We start from the raw sequence: 17,361 nt of genomic DNA, 5'->3' as shown, positions 1-17,361 counted from the left end.
CATGTCTAAAACGTTTAAGATCTTGTCGCCAACCGCCATTCTGGGATACGGGTTCCCAGAAGAAAGCTTTATGTTGGCGATGGAGGAATCTCCCGATTTGATCGCCGTTGACGCGGGTTCTTCCGATCCGGGTCCACATTATCTCGGCGCAGGCAAAGCCTTCACCGACCGCGCAGGGGTCAAGCGTGATTTGCGTTATATGATCACCGCCGGTGTTCAGCACAATATTCCGGTGGTGATTGGCACCGCTGGGGGTTCCGGTGCTGAACCTCATCTGGAGTGGTGTCGCCAAATCATTCTTGAGATTGCCAAAGAAGAAGCGCTTGAGTTTACCATGGCGGTGATCCCTGCCGACGTGGATAAAGCGGTCGTTCACGCCGCGCTGGATGCGGGAAAAATTACCGCGCTGGATTTTGTTCCTGAACTGACCCACGAAGCCATCGATGCAACCACCTATATTGTGGCGCAAATGGGTATCGAGCCGTTCCAAGAAGCGCTGGCGGCAGGTGCTCAGGTGGTGTTAGGTGGCCGAGCCTACGATCCCGCCTGCTTTGCAGCGCTGCCTATCATGCAGGGATTCGACGAAGGTTTGGCACTGCACTGCGGCAAAATACTGGAGTGTGCGGCGATTGCGGCCACGCCGGGATCAGGCTCGGATTGCGCGATGGGCATTCTGGACGAAAGCGGTTTCACCCTGAAAGCGTTCAATAAAAAGCGTCAGTTTACTGAGACGTCTGCGGCAGCGCATACGCTCTATGAGAAATCTGACCCTTATTTCTTGCCGGGGCCTGGTGGGGTATTGAACCTGAAGGCCTGTCAGTTTAAGGATGCCGGAAATGGCCAAGTCCGCGTAACCGGTTCGGTGCACGAAGAAACGCCTTACACCGTGAAACTGGAAGGCGCTCGCCCAGTGGGCTATCGCACGCTCAGTATTGCGGGAACCCGCGATCCGATCATGATTGCCAACATTGACGATATCTTGGTGGAAGTGCGTCAGAGCGTAGAGAAGAACCTCAGTATCGCGCCTGATGCCGTGAAGCTGAATTTCCAGCTTTATGGCAAAAATGGCGTTATGGGTAAGATGGAGCCCGAGCCAAATACCACCTCTTATGAATTGGGGATTTTACTCGACGTCGTCGCGCCGACTCAGGCGATGGCCGATAGTATTTGTTCTCTTGCCCGCTCTACCCTGTTGCATTATGGCTATACCGGCCGGATTGCGACAGCGGGTAATTTAGCATTCCCATTCTCTCCGTCGGATATTAAAGGCGGCGTAGTGTATGAATTTTCCATTTATCATTTAATGGAATATACCCCTGAGATTAAATTTAAGTTCCGTTTAGAAAACGTGACGCCTGAAGGAGCGATCGCATGAAAAAATCAATCCTAGACTTGGCTCATGTGGTCAGGTCTAAAAATGCGGGTCCTTATGAATTAGTGCTGGATATTTTATTTAAGGATAAAAAAATATATTCCCACATCAAAGAATCAGGGCAATTTAAAAAAGAGCTGATTGCTCAGATTTATAAAATAGATCCAAAATCAGTTCACCGCATTGTGTGGTTCGACCCTGCGAACGCCGTTAAGGTGGTGATGCCTCGCGGCATAGTGTCTGGCTCCGTTGGCGATACCGATGTGTATGGTGCTCAGCAGCACGCACCGCTGTTAAAACTCGAATTCGATGTTTAGCTTTTAAATATCAAAATGAAACACACGGTGCGAAGCGCTCCGTCGTTCGCTGCGCTTTGCACCGTTCTAACCTGAAACTACTGTTTTTCTTTACGGCATTTTTAGCACCATAACTTTACGACACAACTTTGCACCATGACTTGGCAATAAAGAGGAAATATTTAATACACAAATATGCCGTGGGTAAAAATTTCATTCAATGAAGCACAACATCAGCTCCGTTATTAAATAACGTTAGAGAAATGATACTACCCTACTTATAAATGGAATCATTATGAAATCGAAAAACCTAACCACAATGATCATATTGGGTCTGATAATAGGTGTTATTGCTGGTTTTTTAATAAACGAATTCTGTAGCCAAGAATTCGCCAAGTCTTACGCCTCCGAGATCTCTATTTTCACTGATATTTTCCTGCGTTTAATCAAAATGATTATTGCACCGTTAATCATTTCAACGCTGGTGGTCGGGATCGCGAAAATGGGCGATGCCAAAACCTTAGGACGTGTTTTTTCTAAGACCCTGTTTTTGTTTATCTGCGCTGCATTCATTTCCATTTTACTGGGTCTGGTCGTGGTGAATCTGTTGAGACCTGGCGATGGTATCAACTTTGTCGCAGCGGGCGCGGGTGCCGTTGATGGCATTGAGCCAGTACCGTTCTCGGCGAAAGTGTTCATTGCTCACGCAATCCCAACCAGTATCGTTGACGCCATGGCGCGCAATGAAATTCTGCAGATCGTGGTGTTCTCTATCTTTATGGGGATCAGCCTTTCCGCCATTGGCGATAAAGCGAAGCCGATCGTCTCCGTGTTGGATTCGTTAGCTCATCTGATGCTGAAACTTACTGGCTACGTGATGCTTTTCGCACCTCTAACCGTATTCGCCGCCATTTCCGCGATGATCTCTGAGCGTGGTCTTGGCGTGTTGGTGAGCGCTGGGATCTTCATGGGCGAGTTTTACTTCACGCTGGCAGGCCTGTGGGTGATTCTGATTGGTTGTTCAGTGTTGCTGATTGGTCGCTGTACCCTGCGACTGATTAAAGGTATTTCTGAACCAGCCCTACTCGCATTCACGACATCAAGTTCAGAAGCGGCCTTCCCAGGTACGTTAGAAGCGCTAGAAAAATTTGGCGTCAGCAACAAAATTGCCAGCTTCGTCTTGCCGATTGGGTATTCATTTAACCTAGTTGGCTCGATGGCCTACTGCTCGTTTGCCGTTATCTTTATTGCCCAAGCCTGCAATATTCATCTTGGGATGGGTGAACAAATTACCATGCTGCTGATTTTAATGCTGACATCCAAAGGCATGGCGGGTGTTCCAAGAGCCTCGTTGGTGGTTATTGCCGCCACGCTAAGCCAGTTTAATATTCCTGAAGCAGGCTTGATTCTGCTGATGGGCGTCGATCCTTTCCTTGATATGGGTCGCTCAGCCACTAACGTGATGAGTAACGCCGTGGGTGCTGCGCTGGTTGGCCGTTGGGAAGGTGAGCATTACGGTGAAGGCTGCCGAGGAACAGCGAGGTGCCTAGATAGCATGGTGGATGATAACGAACCTTCAGAGCAATTCATCATTGAAGCAGAAGCCAAATAATATTTCGTTTGTCATCATTTTTTATCCCTCGGGAGGCATGCCGCTGTGCATGTTTCCCTTTTCCTGCCTTACCGCCTCACGCTAGGAAACCGTTATGAAAACGAAAGTTATCTCCGCTTTTTTTATCATCGTGTGTTTGATGGGAAATACCTATGCAAAAACTGCCCCGAACACGGACTATTCAACCCTAGTGCAGGATGCCTACACGCAATTTAAAAATGATAAACGTGGCGATGTGGCGGATTACATTCCCGCCTTAGCGAAATATAGCCCTGATAATTACGCTATCGTTATCGCCACCGTTGATGGGCAGATATTTTCCGCAGGCAATAAAGACGCACTTTTTCCACTCGAATCTCTCACCAAAGTATTTACTCTGGCGCTGGTGATGGAGCAACAAGGGCAAAAACAGACGCTGAATAAGCTGGGTGCGAATGCCACTGGGCTTCCCTTTAATTCAGGCTTAGCCGTTGAGCTGCGCCCAGAGCGTCCTCAGAATCCGCTGGTGAATGCGGGTGCTATCAGCTCGGTGAGTTTGCTTAACGCCAAGAACCCTGATGCTAAATGGCAACAGATTATCGGTAATCTGAATGCCTTTGCTGATAACCAACTGCACGTTAACCAAGAGGTTTATCAGTCTGAATCAGAAACCAATCAGCATAATCAGGCGCTCGCCTTGCTGATGCAGTCGTACGGTCGGCTGTATAGCAATCCGCGCGAAGCCGTGGATCTTTATACCCGCCAGTGCTCGGTGGACGCCTCCACCCTCGACTTAGCGAAGATGGGCGCGACGCTTGCCAATCATGGTCAATCACCTTATAGCGGTAAACGTCTGATCGCTGAAGAGAACGTGCCAAAGATTCTGGCTGAAATGGCAATTGCGGGGCTATACGACGGTTCAGGCCAATGGCTGTATAACGTGGGGATCCCTGCTAAAAGTGGCGTAGGCGGCGGAATTTTTGCCGTTGTGCCGGGGAAATATGCGGTTGCGGTCTATTCACCGCCGCTGGATAAAGAAGGAAACAGCGTGCGTGCGCAGGAAGCCATTGAGTACATCGCCCATGCCACACAGGCGAATGTGTTTCGCTAAGGGGCTTTCCCTCGTGAGATAGCGCATTTGGGGTTGGCAAAATACCAAAGCAAAAAGGCCACGCTTAAAAGCGTGGCCTTCGAATTTAGTTGATCGGACGCAATTTTGAAAAGTAAAAAGGGCCGCCATTCGAATGGCAGCCCTTCACGTTATGTCAGACTATCAGAAATTATATTTAACGCGGATCATCCCCTCCTGAGACTGATACCCTTGCTGATTGCTACCCGTATAACTGATGGATGCGCTCAGACGCGGGGTGAATTTCACATCCACACCCGCCTCATACTCAACGATGTCACGTCCGAGGGTGTCACTTTTCACCGAGAACAGCGTGCCGTCATTACTCGCCACTGTGCCGTTGTTGTTATTCATCAGCTCGTGGCGGTAAGTCACTCTCAGCGCCGGAGTCACTTCTGTGTTGCCGAAGGTCAAACCGTGGGCAATTTTCACCCCAACGTTTGGCTGTACGCTGTCGTACCTGTCGGAGTCGCCGTGTACTTTCATTTTATTGATAACGGAGCCGAACATTTCATTGTCTGTCGACAGATGTTCATTGAAGCCCGAGTAGAAGACGTTCAGAGTGTCCACACCGATTTGCGGCACCAGGGTGGTTTCACCCATCTGCACCGCCCAGTTAGCGCTTAACCCACCGGATATGGCATTGCCGGTAATGTTACTTTTCCCATCACCCAATTGAATACCATCGCTTTCAACCTTACGAGTGACATTCGTTGTCGAGTGGGTATAGCCCAGGGAGCCGGTCAGCACGGCGCTGTCCACTTTTTGCGAAGCAAAAAGGTTTACCGCATAGCGATTTGCACTGGATGACGAGCCATCGTCCGCCAGGTCAAAGTCGGAATAATCAACAGCAATACCCATGCGCGTGTTGCCCATTTCCGTGTACCCGCCAATTGACATGCCGTCAACTTTGGCATTGCCATTTCCACTGCTGATACTGCCATTGCTCATGTGCGGCATGACCCACATGGCATCGTCGTGATAGCAGGATTCAGACAGGTCACAAACGGATTTGCCATTCGCTGTCTTCGACCAGTCAACCTGGTCCATACTCCACTGCGTCGGTTTTTGCATCCCGAGGGACAGTAGTTGCATGTCATAGGCTCGCAGGTTGCTTGGGGTCACCTTGAACGTTGGGGCCGGCGGCGGGTTAACCGGATCGACCGGATTTACTGGGTCTACCGGATTTACTGGGTCTACCGGATTTACCGGGTCTACAGGATCTACCGGGTCTACCTTCACAGCAGCAGTATTGAGTGTCACTTTGTTTTCACTGTAGCTCAGTTGCTGGTCTAGCCCCTCAATATTACCGCTTAACGAGGCGAATTGCCCCTCGATGCCCCCCTGCGCATTCAGGACAGCATAGGACTGTGGCGTGTAGGTTCCCGGCGCATAAATTGTCTTCATTCCGCCCGCGAGCATGGCGTGACCACTGACATCCAGCAACGAGGCCCCTTCCAGCGGGTCAATATCAACCAGCATCAGCCCATCGGCTGACTGGGTGTAATTGCCCGATACTCGTAAACTTCTGCCCGCTCCGGCCGGGCGAACTGTGCCGTTGTTAACCAGATCACCGCCCAGAGAACCATAGCCCTGAAGCATGCCGCCCGAATTCACCTGCACGTCGCCCGCCAGCGAAGCCGAATCATGCGACGCATCGCCGATTTCCAGGATCCCCTCATCCACCAGCGTTTGCTGGTTGAAGGTGTTGTCTTCGTTGAGGGTCAGTTTGCCGTTGCCGCTTTTCACCATCTGCCCCGCCGTTCCGCTAAACAGCGTGTCCGGCGTCATATCCTCCTCGACGTCAAACACAAGCCGCCCGCCATTGAGAGCAATTTCCCCCGCCGGAGTGGCTTGTGCCTTACTGATAATCAGATCGCCCTGATCCAGCTCCAGCAGGCTGCTCCAGAGATGGTTGTTACCGCTCAGGGTAAGCGCACTGTCACCCTGCTTGATAATTTTACTGTTGCCTTCACTCGCCAGATTAGCGGCTAACGTCGTGTCCTGGGCTGAATCAAACACCAGTTGACTGCCGTCTTCCACCGACAGCAAACCGTCAAAGCCTGAGGTATCACCGAAGAACGAAGCGCCATTGATACCCGCAATATTCAGCGTGCCGCTGCCGGACAAGGCCCCGTAGACGTTCATGCCGGACGTTTGACCCAGCAATGTCCCCTGCGATTTAACATCCAGCCCGCCGTCGATCCGCTGATCTGCGTTTTGGCTGCCAGTCGTCAGCGTCCCGCCATCAAAGATCACGTCATACGCCAGATCAAAACCGTTCTGATCGAGCGTCGCGGTGTTCGCCAGCGTCACGTCATTCGTGGTATTACCCAGCGCCTGACTATTGCCGAGAAGGGTGTTACCCCCAGACAGCAGCGTATCACCGCTGAAGGTATTAGCCGCCGCCAGCGTCAGAGTGCCCGCTCCCTGTTTGTTGATATGGATGTTCTGGCCGGTGATGGTGCTGTTGAGCGAAATCGCAGTATCAACGAGCAAATTCAACGCCGACTCGTTGTCTGCGTCAGATGACGTGATCGTGGATCCCGCCGCATTGGCTTTGATATTCAGCGTACCGCTGTGACCGTGCAGATCGACGGTGCTGCCCGCCGCCAGGTTGCTCAGGCTGATATTATTGTCACTGTCGAGTTTGAGCGTCCCGGCGGTCATGCGGATATCCTCGCCTGTCGCCGCCGTGGTGCTTCCCAGCGTCAGCGTACCGCCCTCTACAGCAAATTCGTTGGTGTAGAGATGGTTGTCACCGCTCAGGGTAAGCGCACTGTCACCCTGCTTGACAATTTTACTGTTGCCTTCGCTCGCCAGATTAGCGGCTAACGTCGTGTCCTGGGCTGAATCAAACACCAGTTGACTGCCGTCTTTCACCGACAGCAAACCGTCAAAGTCGGAGGTATCACCGAAGAACGAAGCGCCATTGATACCCGCAATATTCAGCGTGCCGCTGCCGGACACGGCCCCGTAGACGTTCATGCCGGACGTTTGACCCAGCAATGTCCCCTGCGATTTAACATCTAGCCCGCCGTCGATCTGCTGATCCAGAGTTTTGCTGCCGGTCGTCAGCGTCCCACCATCAAAGATCACGTCATACGCCAGATCAAAACCGTTCTGATCGAGCGTCGCGGTGTTCGCCAGCGTCACGTCATTCGTGGTATTACCCAGCGCCTGGCTATTGCCGAGAAGGGTTTTACCCCCAGACAGCAGCGCATCACCGCTAAAGGTGTTAGCCGCCGCCAGCGTCAGAGTGCCCGTTCCCTGTTTGTTGAGATGGATGTTCTGGCCGGTGATGGTGCTGTTGAGCGAAGTCGCAGTATTGACGAGCAAATTCAACGCCGACTCGTTGTCAGCATCAGATGACGTGATCGTGGATCCCGCCGCATTGGCTTTGATATTCAGCGTACCGCTGTGACCGTGCAGATCGACGGTGCTGCCCGCCGCCAGGTTGCTCAGGCTGACTTTACTGTCACTGTCGAGTTTGAGCGTACCGGCGGTCATGCGGATATCCCCGCCTGTCGCCGCCGTGGTGCTCCCCAGCGTCAGAGTACCGCCCTCTACAGCAAATTCGTTGGTGTAGAGATGGTTGTCACCGCTCAGGGTAAGCGCACTGTCACCCTGCTTGATAACTTTATTGTTGCCTTCGCTTGCCAGATTAGCGGCTAACGTCGTGTCCTGGGCTGAATCAAACACCAGTTGACTGCCGTCTTTCACCGACAGCAAACCGTCAAAGTCGGAGGTATCACCGAAGAACGAAGCGCCATTGATACCCGCAATATTCAGCGTGCCGCTGCCGGACACGGCCCCGTAGACGTTCATGCCGGACGTTTGACCCAGCAATGTCCCCTGCGATTTAACATCTAGCCCGCCGTCGATCTGCTGATCCAGAGTTTTGCTGCCGGTCGTCAGCGTCCCACCATCAAAGATCACGTCATACGCCAGATCAAAACCGTTCTGATCGAGCGTCGCGGTGTTCGCCAGCGTCACGTCATTCGTGGTATTACCCAGCGCCTGGCTATTGCCGAGAAGGGTTTTACCCCCAGACAGCAGCGCATCACCGCTAAAGGTGTTAGCCGCCGCCAGCGTCAGAGTGCCCGTTCCCTGTTTGTTGAAATGGATGTTCTGGCCGGTGATGGTGCTGTTGAGCGAAGTCGCAGTATTGACGAGCAAATTCAACGCCGACTCATTGTCAGCATCAGATGACGTGATCGTGGATCCCGCCGCGTTGGCTTTGATATTCAGCGTACCGCTGTGACCGTGCAGATCGACGGTGCTGCCCGCCGCCAGGTTGCTCAGGCTGACTTTACTGTCACTGTCGAGTTTGAGCGTACCGGCGGTCATGCGGATATCCCCGCCTGTCGCCGCCGTGGTGCTTCCCAGCGTCAGAGTACCGCCCTGTACAGCAAATTCGTTGGTGTAGAGATGATTGTCACCGGTGAGCGTTAGGTTTTTGCCACCGGTTTTATACACTTTGCCATTCCCGTCTTGCGTAATGTTTGCTGCAAGCACCGTGTCATTAAGCGGCGTAAGATAGAGAAGGCCGTTGGTTTTCATCACCAGATCGCCGGTAAAAGCTGAGGTATCGCCAAAAAAGGATACGCCCTGCTTACCCGAAATATTCAGCTTTCCGCTGCCCGATATTGCACCGTAAACACCTAAATTGATGCCAAAAGACCAGTTATTGCCAAACAAAGTACCGCCGCCGGAATCGACCCGAAGATCGCTACGCAAGGTGGCGCCACTCCCGCCGCCATTGCCACCACTTGAGCCAGAGTTAATCGAACCACCGTTCAGAACAATCGTTTTATCCGGTGCAGCATCTTGCTTTACATCACGCAATTCAAGTGACGTGTTATTCCCCAACGTCAATGAACCGCTGCCATTTAACAGGCTGTTATTGCTTCCGCCCCAGCTAAGGGTGCTGTTATTAAAGACGATGTCACCATCATCAAGGGAATTGGTCGCAAAACTGGTATTTACATTATTTACGGTCAACTGGTGCCCGTTGAGCTGATACCGGTTTATCGTTGTCGCGTCAGATCTGCCGCTAAAGGTGGCCGTGCTGTCGGCACTCAGGCTGATCCCACCGAGGGTTATTGCCCCTTTTCCACTGTTGATCAGAGAGTCTGAAGAGAGATTAACCATATTCGAGACACTGTAACCATTCAGATCGAGCATGGCGTTTTTGGCGACCGTCACGATATTTGCCGCTACACCAAACGCCTGATTGCTCCCGGCGAGGGTTTCGCCCTCCGAGAGCAGGACATCCCCGGCAAAAGTGTTCGCACCACCTAGCGTGAGGGAGCCAGTACCTGATTTCACCAGATGCATATCCGACCCGGAAATGAGGCTATTTAACGCTAAATCCGCATCTTCTTGCAGGTTCAGCGTCGACGCGTGCGTCGTGTCGGAAGAGGTGATTTTTGAATTCAGTGTGCCTGAATCCATTTTCAGCACCGCGCTGTGACCATTCAGGTCGATAACACCGCCGTCTTCGAGCACTACGTGTGAATTTTCATCGATGGCATTATCCACACCGAATTTCAGCGTCATATCATTTTTGCGTGAAATCGAGTTGTCACTGTTATAACCGCGTACAGTTACCTTGCTGTGTAAATCGTTAGCGGCGTTTAACGTGACGGTTCCGCCGTCGTTGTCCTGTGCATCCACCGTAAGAGAGTTACCACTCAACAGCGCGCTGTTGACCACCAGATCGCCCCCGCCCGAGAAGTAGTAGCCCGTCTGCGTCGGTTTTAGCATCTTATCCAACGTCAACGTATCACCGGTAAGAGCCCCAATCGCCAGCTGCTGGTAGGTGCTCAAGTCATAGCCGAAACTGTCTGACGATTTGATACTCAGCATACCCGCCGATTGTTCGGTAATATTTTTTGCGACGTTAAACCCGGCCGTAGCACCATAATTCACGTTGAGACGACCATTCCCCAGCGAGTTTTGGTAGTCAGTGATCAGGCGAATGCCCGATCGGAGATCGACATTCCCGACCCAGTTTTCATTCATACTGGTAATATGAACGGTCCCATCACTCTTTCCATTACCCAGATACAGTGAAGAACCGCCCGTCGGGAGGTAGCCGTTAATGTTAACTTCACCGCCACCGCCGCCCAGATAGAGATCCTGAGCACCGTACGTCAGATTTTGTCCGGTCACCCCCAGATCCAGCGTGCCGCTGCTGCCCATGTACAGATCATCTTTAAGCAGAGACATTTGATCGGGGGTGGTAATGGCTCCCGTCATGGCTAATACACCACGGGAGGTGCCCGAAATTTTATCCAGCAAACTGGCCAGGCTTGCAGCGTTATTCCCCACATCCAGCACGCCTGCATCAGCAATCGTCCAGCCCCCCGATTGCGTCCCGATGCTGGCCAGTGAGCCAGCAATCACCCGCCCGGTGGAGATCAGATTGTTCCCCGTTAGGGTATTGACGCCGGTCAGATACAGCGTCCCCAGACCTTCCTTAAGGATATAACCCGCTCCACTGAGCGCCGCATTAATTTGTACGCGGAATGCCTCTTCCGGAGCCACCTTGATAACTGAATCACTCCCTGAAAGATTCACGCTACCGTCGAGATAGGCCCCTTCCGTTACGCCCTGTTCGCTGGTGCTCACTTCTCCACCGGATGTCATCACCAGGGATGAGTTATTGTCCAGCACGAAGTGACCCCGCGCCATGGCATCTCGACCCACGGTAAACTGGCTATCCGTTAAATTGACCAGGCTGTCGCCGAGGTCAAAGGAAGCAGTTTCATATTGAGTGGGATCGATATAGCCGCCAGCATGCAACGTGAACGCGCCCTGAATAGCCAAACTTCCGTCAAGGATATCCATTCCGCCACGGGTATTAATATTACCTTTCAGCGTCCAGGAGGAGCCAGATGTCCCCGGTGCATAAACAAGATGCAGCAGACCTTTATCAAGTTCCCCGCCGTCAAAGAAATTACCCAGATAGGTTTTTGGTCCGCTGCCGGTAAAGGTGAAAGTCGATATCGCATTGGCTTTAGACATGCCAATTGTCGCACCGTTATCCATATGGATAATATCGTTCCAGGTCAGAGACTGGCCGTAAAGATCGAGGACTCCGCCTTTTACACCGAACCCGACCTGAGTACCATCAAGCTGACCGGCTGCCCCCAGACGCACCACGGCTCTGCCGCTGCTGATATGCATCGCGTCAGCCGCATGGCCGCCTTCACGTTGCAGGATAGTCAGCCCATCACCGACATACAGGTCAGAATGGTTGACCCCGCTGCCGTCGATCACCAGCGTGCCGAGACCAATTTTACGCCAGATATCTCCCGCACTACCGGTCAGGTTGCTGATAACCGTCGCACCAAGGTTAATGATGTAACCCGCGGTATTCATGCGCCGGGAGCTGTCGCCACCATCAGAGAGAATGTAATCAGAGTTAAAGGTGAGTGAACCTGCGCCCATGTCAAGATTTTGAGCCGTGAGTTCCAGGGTTCCACCGGCCCCGCCCAGGATCAGGTTTTTGTTACTCATGAAATCGGCGTTGGCTCGGGCAGATTCCGCAATGTCAGTACGAATACCGTGATAGCGAATGGTGTCACCATTGAGGGTGAAATCCCCCTCTCCGGTGGAGATATTCTGGGCACCAACATAAATAACATCTGAAGCATTCAGGGTATTAATGGACGGATCGTTGAAGCTGTTTATTGTCGACTGCGTCCACTCTGGAGCAGAGCGAAAATAAGTCATTTTGTTATACCCTGCACCGCTTCCTGCAGAATTGACACCTAAGAACTTCCAGCTATTGGAAACACTGTCCCATCCCCATATACCACTACCGCTATCGCCACTTAATGTACCAACATCAAGGGCAGTTCTTTGATTCACATCGAGCCGAAAGTTTAAATCATAAACATTCCCATCCTTCGCTGATGCCCTTACGATATTTAACCCACCAGCCATTGGCCCATAGTCTAGACAATCATCTTGGCCTATTCCTGTCGCAACTGAAAAGTATCCCCCACCCACCCTAGCAATAAGAAGTCCCGCTTTAAACTGGCTGGTATCGGTAAAAAGTTCCGCAGGCGCCGCATCAGTAACGATAGATCGTTCACGCACTATCTTGTAATCGTCTCCTGCATTCACTTCATAAGCACGTTGTGTCACTTCATTCATCAATGAATAGGTGCTGGCATTTTCCGCGCCGCTAAACAAGGTGGAGTCTAATTGCTGGTATCGCTTTCCAAACGATACTACCGAGGTATAACTAACATGAGTTGCCGTTGCAACGACCTGGGGATCGATTAATGTCTCAAATCCAGTATCATGACTGGCACTAAAATCAGGCATCACATTAATGACTCCACTCAAAGAACCATCTATGTGATAAATAGGAATATTAGTTGAGCCTGCGGCAAAAATCCCTCTGTTCTCGCCAAAATCGCGATAAACCTGGGTGCTGATATCATCACGCATTAATGCTGCCGATGCCGGTTCCATAAGCGCACTGAATATTAATGAAGCCAGTAGTGTCTTTTTAAATTCCATATCGTTCATCCTTAAACTTAATAGCATAACAACAACATATTCTTATAATGGAATATGCAGAGCCTAAAATTAAAAATTTTCGAAAGAATATCAGATATTGGTGAATGCAAATAAATTAATAAAATAGTTAATTGTGCTTAATTGTTAAAATACATCGGAAATAAAATAATACAGATTGGAAGTTAAAAATAAAAAACCACCGTATAATTAGTTGATTTATAATATATAAGTGAACTCTAATATTTATTGAATTAATATTATGGTGCTTCCTGCAACGCCATGCGAATAAATCCATTATTCTGCTCCAGTAATTCACGCGCCTGCTAAAGGCAACGTGGTGGAGAAAGTCATTGAAGGAGCTTACGAAGTGCTGGATCGTAAACCGATACCTGACAACCGGGGTGATATTTCTACTCGCCTGATGGAGCATATCCGGGATAACCCAACTAAGGGCGTTTACGAGGATGAATTGTTCAGTATTCGATATTTTCAGAAGGAAACCGCGCACATCACGTTTAAACGGGGAGATCTGACAGAGAAGATGAACGACATTGTGACGAAACACTATCCGGGGGTGCTTCCTGCGATTTATTAGGGCACGCCAAGCAATGGGACTGTAATCGCACCAGTAAAAATCAGATTACACTGGCAGAGGAAAACGCTAAACGTTAAGTCATCCAAATGAAGAGAAAACGGGAGAAACCCAGCCAAAGGCTAATGGCATACCGGATGGCATACTGAAAATCTGTACAAAAGAAAAAACCCAAGTCGCATAACGACTTGGGTTTCGAATTTTGGCGGAGGAGTAGAGATTCGAACTCTAGGAGCTGTTACACTCGACGGTTTTCAAGACCGCTGCCTTAAACCACTCAGCCACTCCTCCGCAACGGGACGAACTATAACGGCACAGGAATTTCTTGTAAAGCACGAGAATGTTCGAATGCTGATAAAATCACCAATTATTGGTTTGTTTGTTTTATTTTTCAGCGCACTGATGAAAACATCAACGTTATCTCGCCTTTCTTTTAGATAGTTTCCCTCGGTAATCAAAGTAAAGAAGGGTAAAACGCCTTTCGTGTATGCGCTCTCCTCTCTATTATTTTGCTCTAGATCAATAATTTTCCGATCGATTCATTACACAAGAGAAAAATTCTATGGACCGTATTGTTGTTTCCAGCTCATCTTCGCGCGACTCTCTGCTGAGCACGCATAAAGTGTTGCGCAATACTTATTTTCTGCTGGCACTGACGCTGGCGTTCTCCGCATTAACCGCCACGGCTAGCACGGTGCTGATGCTGCCTGCTCCGGGTCTGCTGTTGATGCTGGTTGGTTTCTATGGCCTGATGTTCTTAACCTACCGTTTGGCCGATCGCCCTGCCGGTATTTTGGCGGTGTTCGCGCTGACCGGATTCATGGGGTATACCCTTGGCCCGATTTTAAGTTCCTTTATCGCAAGCGGTGCGGGCGATCTGATTATGCTGGCGCTGGGCGGTACGGCGGCGGTGTTCTTCTGCTGCTCGGCCTACGTGCTGACTACGCGCAAAGATATGTCATTCCTGTCCGGAATGATGATGGCAGGCTTTGTTATTTTGCTGGTTGCCGTGATTGCCAACCTGTTCTTACAGATCCCTGCGCTGTCACTGGCGATTAGTGCGCTGTTTATTCTGTTCTCTACGGGTGCCATCCTGTGGGAAACCAGCAACATTATTCATGGCGGCGAAACCAACTACATCCGCGCCACCGTTGGCCTGTATGTGTCCCTGTATAACCTGTTCATCAGCCTGTTGAGCATTTTGGGTTTCGCACGCAGTAACTAATTCAGCCCAGCTGAATATGTAGCACGGTTTTACCCAATAAAATGTGCCCCGCCAAAAGCGGGGCTTTCTTGTTTCTGGACGGTACGTTTAAACGGTACTTCCCCCTCCCTTGTTGCTCATTTTGCCGCGCTGCCGCTCCTTGAGTTACAATAGCCGCTGATTTGTCGATAAGAGATACATTCCCAATGTTAGAATTTGCTGGCCGCCAGATTGAGACGGATGCGCAGGGTTACTTACTGAACAGTAGCGATTGGAGCGAAGAGCTGGTGCCTTTGCTGGCGACGGAAGAAGGTATTGAGTTAAGCGAAGCCCACTGGGAAGTGGTGCGTTTTGTGCGTGAGTTCTATATGGAGTTCAATACGTCTCCGGCCATTCGCATGCTGGTAAAAGCCATGACACAGAAATATGGCGAGGAGAAAGGAAATAGCCGCTATTTATATCGCCTATTTCCTAAAGGCCCCGCCAAACAAGCCACTAAGCTTGCGGGTTTGCCAAAACCGGTGAAATGCATTTAATCAGTATTTGATTTTAAACTGGCTGAAATTCTGTAGCGAACGCGGTTCTGTGAGTACCTGATCGACTCGGGCACCGCGTGGACCGCCCTGCTTTATCCACTCAATCAGTTGCTCTACCGCGTCAGCATCGCCTTCTGCCACCACCTCTACTCGACCATCATCCATGTTGTAGGCATAACCAGTGAGATTGAGCGAGCGCGCCTGACGCTGCGTGTTATAGCGGAAACCCACGCCCTGCACGCTGCCTGCAACATACGCCGCCATACTGACTTTTGACATATTGCCTCCCTAAGCTCCGAATGATTTGGGTATTTGCTTTTCTTGTCCCATAACCGGACAATGTCGCACCTTATTTGTCTGATTCATCATAGATCATAGAAAACTAACATGACCGCACGTTTATTTCTTGCCAAAGGACGCGAAAAGTCCTTACTCCGCCGCCATCCATGGGTATTCTCCGGTGCAGTGACCCGCGTTGAGGGTAATGCTGCTTCAGGTGAAACCATCGACGTTTGCGATTTTCAGGGAAAATGGCTGGCCCGCGCCGCTTTTTCGCCTCAGTCTCAAATCCGTGCGCGTGTTTGGACCTTTGATCAGCAGGAAGCCGTGGATCGTGACTTTTTCATCAATCGTCTGCAAACCGCTCAGCAGTGGCGTACCTGGTTGGCCGAGCGTGATGATTTAACGGGTTATCGCCTGATCGCCGGTGAGTCTGATGGTATGCCGGGCATTACCATTGACCGATTCCAAAACTTCATCGTCCTGCAATTACTTTCGGCAGGTGCTGAATACCAGCGTGCTAATCTGTTAGCCGCGCTGCAGCATTGCTACCCAGAGTGCTCTATTTACGATCGTTCAGACGTTGCGGTGCGTAAAAAAGAGGGTTTACCGCTGGCGCAAGGTTTAGTGCTGGGCGATGAACCACCAGCCTTACTGCCTATCCGTGAGCACGGCATGCAGATTTTGGTTGATATCAAAGAAGGCCATAAAACCGGCTTTTATCTCGATCAGCGCGACAGCCGACTCGCCGCGCGCCGTTTCTCAGCCAACGCCAAAGTGCTGAACTGTTTCTCTTACACCGGTGCGTTTGCAGTATCCGCACTGATGGGCGGCTGTGAGCACGTGATCAGCGTAGACACCTCTCAGGCGGCATTAGATGTGGCACGCCAAAACGTCGAGCTCAACCAGCTAGATTTGAGCAAAGCTGAATTCGTCCGCGACGACGTTTTCCAACTGCTGCGCAAATACCGCGATGAAGGCCGCAAATTTGACCTTATCATCATGGACCCGCCGAAGTTTGTAGAAAACAAAAGTCAGCTGGCGGGCGCGTGCCGTGGCTATAAAGATATCAATATGTTGGCAATGAACTTGCTGAACAGCGGCGGCATCTTGCTGAGCTTCTCGTGTTCAGGGCTCATGCCAATCGAATTGTTCCAGAAAATTTTAGCCGACGCCGCCATAGATGCTGGACGTGATGTACAATTTATAGAGCAGTATCGTCAGGCGGCCGACCATCCGGTTATCGCGTCTTACCCTGAAGGTCTGTATCTGAAAGGCTTTGCTTGTCGTGTAGTCGGTTAATCAAAAGCGATTGTCGCTGCCATGAACGGTTTCAGGCAGCGGCAAATACCATGGATAAGGTTGAAACGTTCGTCTCCGCCCACATATTTATAGGTAAACCCTGTTGGTGCGACCCGCAATGACAGGGGAAAGAGCAACGGTTTCTCAGGAGGTCATTATGATTACCAGCAAATTTGGCATCGGACAGCAGGTACGCCATAAACTGTTAGGCTCATTGGGCGTGGTGGTAGATATTGACCCTGAATATTCACTCGAAGTCGCACCCGACGCCGACGAGCTAGCCGCAAATGAACATTTGCGTCATATGCCGTGGTATCACGTTGTGATGGAGAATGATGATGGTGAAGCGGTGCATACCTATTTGGCTGAAGCACAGCTTGATGGTGAAAACAGCGATGCCCATCCTGAACAGCCTTCTATGGATGATTTGGCCGAATCAATCCGCCACCAGTTGCAGGCACCACGGCTGAGAAACTAACGTTCTGAATTCTTTTCTTTAAAAAGCCCAGTGTTCTGGGC

At 50.8% G+C, this 17,361-nt stretch carries 11 protein-coding genes and 1 tRNA gene; 9 read left to right on the top strand and 3 right to left on the bottom strand.

What is annotated here, in order from left to right; translation table 11 throughout:
* Nucleotide 1: 1 nt before the first annotated feature.
* From CPY98_RS07835 to glsA, 4 genes are all read left to right on the top strand, one after another.
* Complete coding sequence (locus CPY98_RS07835) at nucleotides 2-1,375, top strand: acyclic terpene utilization AtuA family protein (protein ID WP_025802701.1); 1,374 nt, start codon at nucleotides 2-4, stop codon at nucleotides 1,373-1,375.
* A complete protein-coding gene (locus CPY98_RS07830; protein WP_096387143.1) occupies nucleotides 1,372-1,689 on the top strand; it encodes a DUF4387 domain-containing protein in 318 nt (105 codons plus the stop codon). The genes CPY98_RS07835 and CPY98_RS07830 overlap by 4 nt, the downstream gene beginning before the upstream one ends.
* Nucleotides 1,690-1,963: 274 nt before the next feature.
* Complete coding sequence (locus CPY98_RS07825; protein ID WP_040045941.1) at nucleotides 1,964-3,280, top strand: dicarboxylate/amino acid:cation symporter; 1,317 nt, start codon at nucleotides 1,964-1,966, stop codon at nucleotides 3,278-3,280.
* Nucleotides 3,281-3,374: 94 nt separating this feature from the next.
* Complete coding sequence (glsA, locus tag CPY98_RS07820) at nucleotides 3,375-4,370, top strand: glutaminase A (protein ID WP_043492603.1); 996 nt, start codon at nucleotides 3,375-3,377, stop codon at nucleotides 4,368-4,370.
* Between the two features lie 162 nt (nucleotides 4,371-4,532).
* On the opposite strand, the gene CPY98_RS07815 is transcribed toward glsA, so the two are convergent.
* Nucleotides 4,533-12,929, bottom strand: coding sequence for a S6 family peptidase (locus CPY98_RS07815; RefSeq protein WP_172863837.1), 8,397 nt, complete (start codon nucleotides 12,927-12,929; stop codon nucleotides 4,533-4,535).
* Nucleotides 12,930-13,239: 310 nt separating this feature from the next.
* On the opposite strand from CPY98_RS07815, the gene CPY98_RS07810 reads away from it, so the two are divergent.
* Nucleotides 13,240-13,524 carry a DUF4942 domain-containing protein gene (locus tag CPY98_RS07810; protein ID WP_255407737.1) on the top strand — a complete coding sequence of 95 codons (285 nt, stop codon included), beginning with the start codon at nucleotides 13,240-13,242 and terminating at the stop codon, nucleotides 13,522-13,524.
* Nucleotides 13,525-13,724: 200 nt separating this feature from the next.
* On the opposite strand, the gene CPY98_RS07805 is transcribed toward CPY98_RS07810, so the two are convergent.
* Nucleotides 13,725-13,812: transfer RNA gene (locus CPY98_RS07805), tRNA-Ser, on the bottom strand.
* Between the two features lie 271 nt (nucleotides 13,813-14,083).
* Between CPY98_RS07805 and yccA the strand changes: the two genes are divergently transcribed.
* Nucleotides 14,084-14,746 carry an FtsH protease modulator YccA gene (gene yccA / locus CPY98_RS07800; protein ID WP_008813056.1) on the top strand — a complete coding sequence of 221 codons (663 nt, stop codon included), beginning with the start codon at nucleotides 14,084-14,086 and terminating at the stop codon, nucleotides 14,744-14,746.
* Nucleotides 14,747-14,931: 185 nt separating this feature from the next.
* A complete protein-coding gene (gene tusE, locus CPY98_RS07795) occupies nucleotides 14,932-15,261 on the top strand; it encodes a sulfurtransferase TusE (RefSeq protein ID WP_025801022.1) in 330 nt (109 codons plus the stop codon).
* Here the strand turns inward: tusE and yccX are convergent, their stop codons facing one another.
* On the bottom strand, nucleotides 15,262-15,540 hold the full coding sequence (yccX, locus tag CPY98_RS07790; protein ID WP_043492578.1) for an acylphosphatase: 279 nt from the start codon (nucleotides 15,538-15,540) through the stop codon (nucleotides 15,262-15,264).
* Nucleotides 15,541-15,648: 108 nt separating this feature from the next.
* Here yccX and rlmI point away from each other — a divergent pair, with 108 nt between their 5' ends.
* Together rlmI and hspQ are read left to right on the top strand one after the other, a co-directional pair.
* A complete protein-coding gene (gene rlmI / locus CPY98_RS07785; RefSeq protein ID WP_040045938.1) occupies nucleotides 15,649-16,842 on the top strand; it encodes a 23S rRNA (cytosine(1962)-C(5))-methyltransferase RlmI in 1,194 nt (397 codons plus the stop codon).
* Nucleotides 16,843-16,999: 157 nt separating this feature from the next.
* A complete protein-coding gene (hspQ, locus tag CPY98_RS07780; protein ID WP_025801019.1) occupies nucleotides 17,000-17,320 on the top strand; it encodes a heat shock protein HspQ in 321 nt (106 codons plus the stop codon).
* Nucleotides 17,321-17,361 lie beyond the last annotated feature (41 nt).

The sequence above is a fragment of the Hafnia sp. CBA7124 genome (assembly GCF_002355555.1).
In the GTDB taxonomy this organism is placed as follows: Bacteria; Pseudomonadota; Gammaproteobacteria; order Enterobacterales; family Enterobacteriaceae; genus Hafnia; species Hafnia alvei.
The sequence above is the reverse complement of the archived record's forward strand: the minus strand, read 5'-3'. Positions and strand labels throughout refer to the sequence as shown.

Coding starts and splice junctions, on each gene's coding strand:
- CPY98_RS07835 (WP_025802701.1), top strand. CDS start 2: ATGTCTAAAACGTTTAAGATCTTGTCGCCAACCGCCATTCTGGGATAC.
- CPY98_RS07830 (WP_096387143.1), top strand. CDS start 1,372: ATGAAAAAATCAATCCTAGACTTGGCTCATGTGGTCAGGTCTAAAAAT.
- CPY98_RS07825 (WP_040045941.1), top strand. CDS start 1,964: ATGAAATCGAAAAACCTAACCACAATGATCATATTGGGTCTGATAATA.
- glsA (WP_043492603.1), top strand. CDS start 3,375: ATGAAAACGAAAGTTATCTCCGCTTTTTTTATCATCGTGTGTTTGATG.
- CPY98_RS07815 (WP_172863837.1), bottom strand. CDS start 12,929: ATGGAATTTAAAAAGACACTACTGGCTTCATTAATATTCAGTGCGCTT.
- yccA (WP_008813056.1), top strand. CDS start 14,084: ATGGACCGTATTGTTGTTTCCAGCTCATCTTCGCGCGACTCTCTGCTG.
- tusE (WP_025801022.1), top strand. CDS start 14,932: ATGTTAGAATTTGCTGGCCGCCAGATTGAGACGGATGCGCAGGGTTAC.
- yccX (WP_043492578.1), bottom strand. CDS start 15,540: ATGTCAAAAGTCAGTATGGCGGCGTATGTTGCAGGCAGCGTGCAGGGC.
- rlmI (WP_040045938.1), top strand. CDS start 15,649: ATGACCGCACGTTTATTTCTTGCCAAAGGACGCGAAAAGTCCTTACTC.
- hspQ (WP_025801019.1), top strand. CDS start 17,000: ATGATTACCAGCAAATTTGGCATCGGACAGCAGGTACGCCATAAACTG.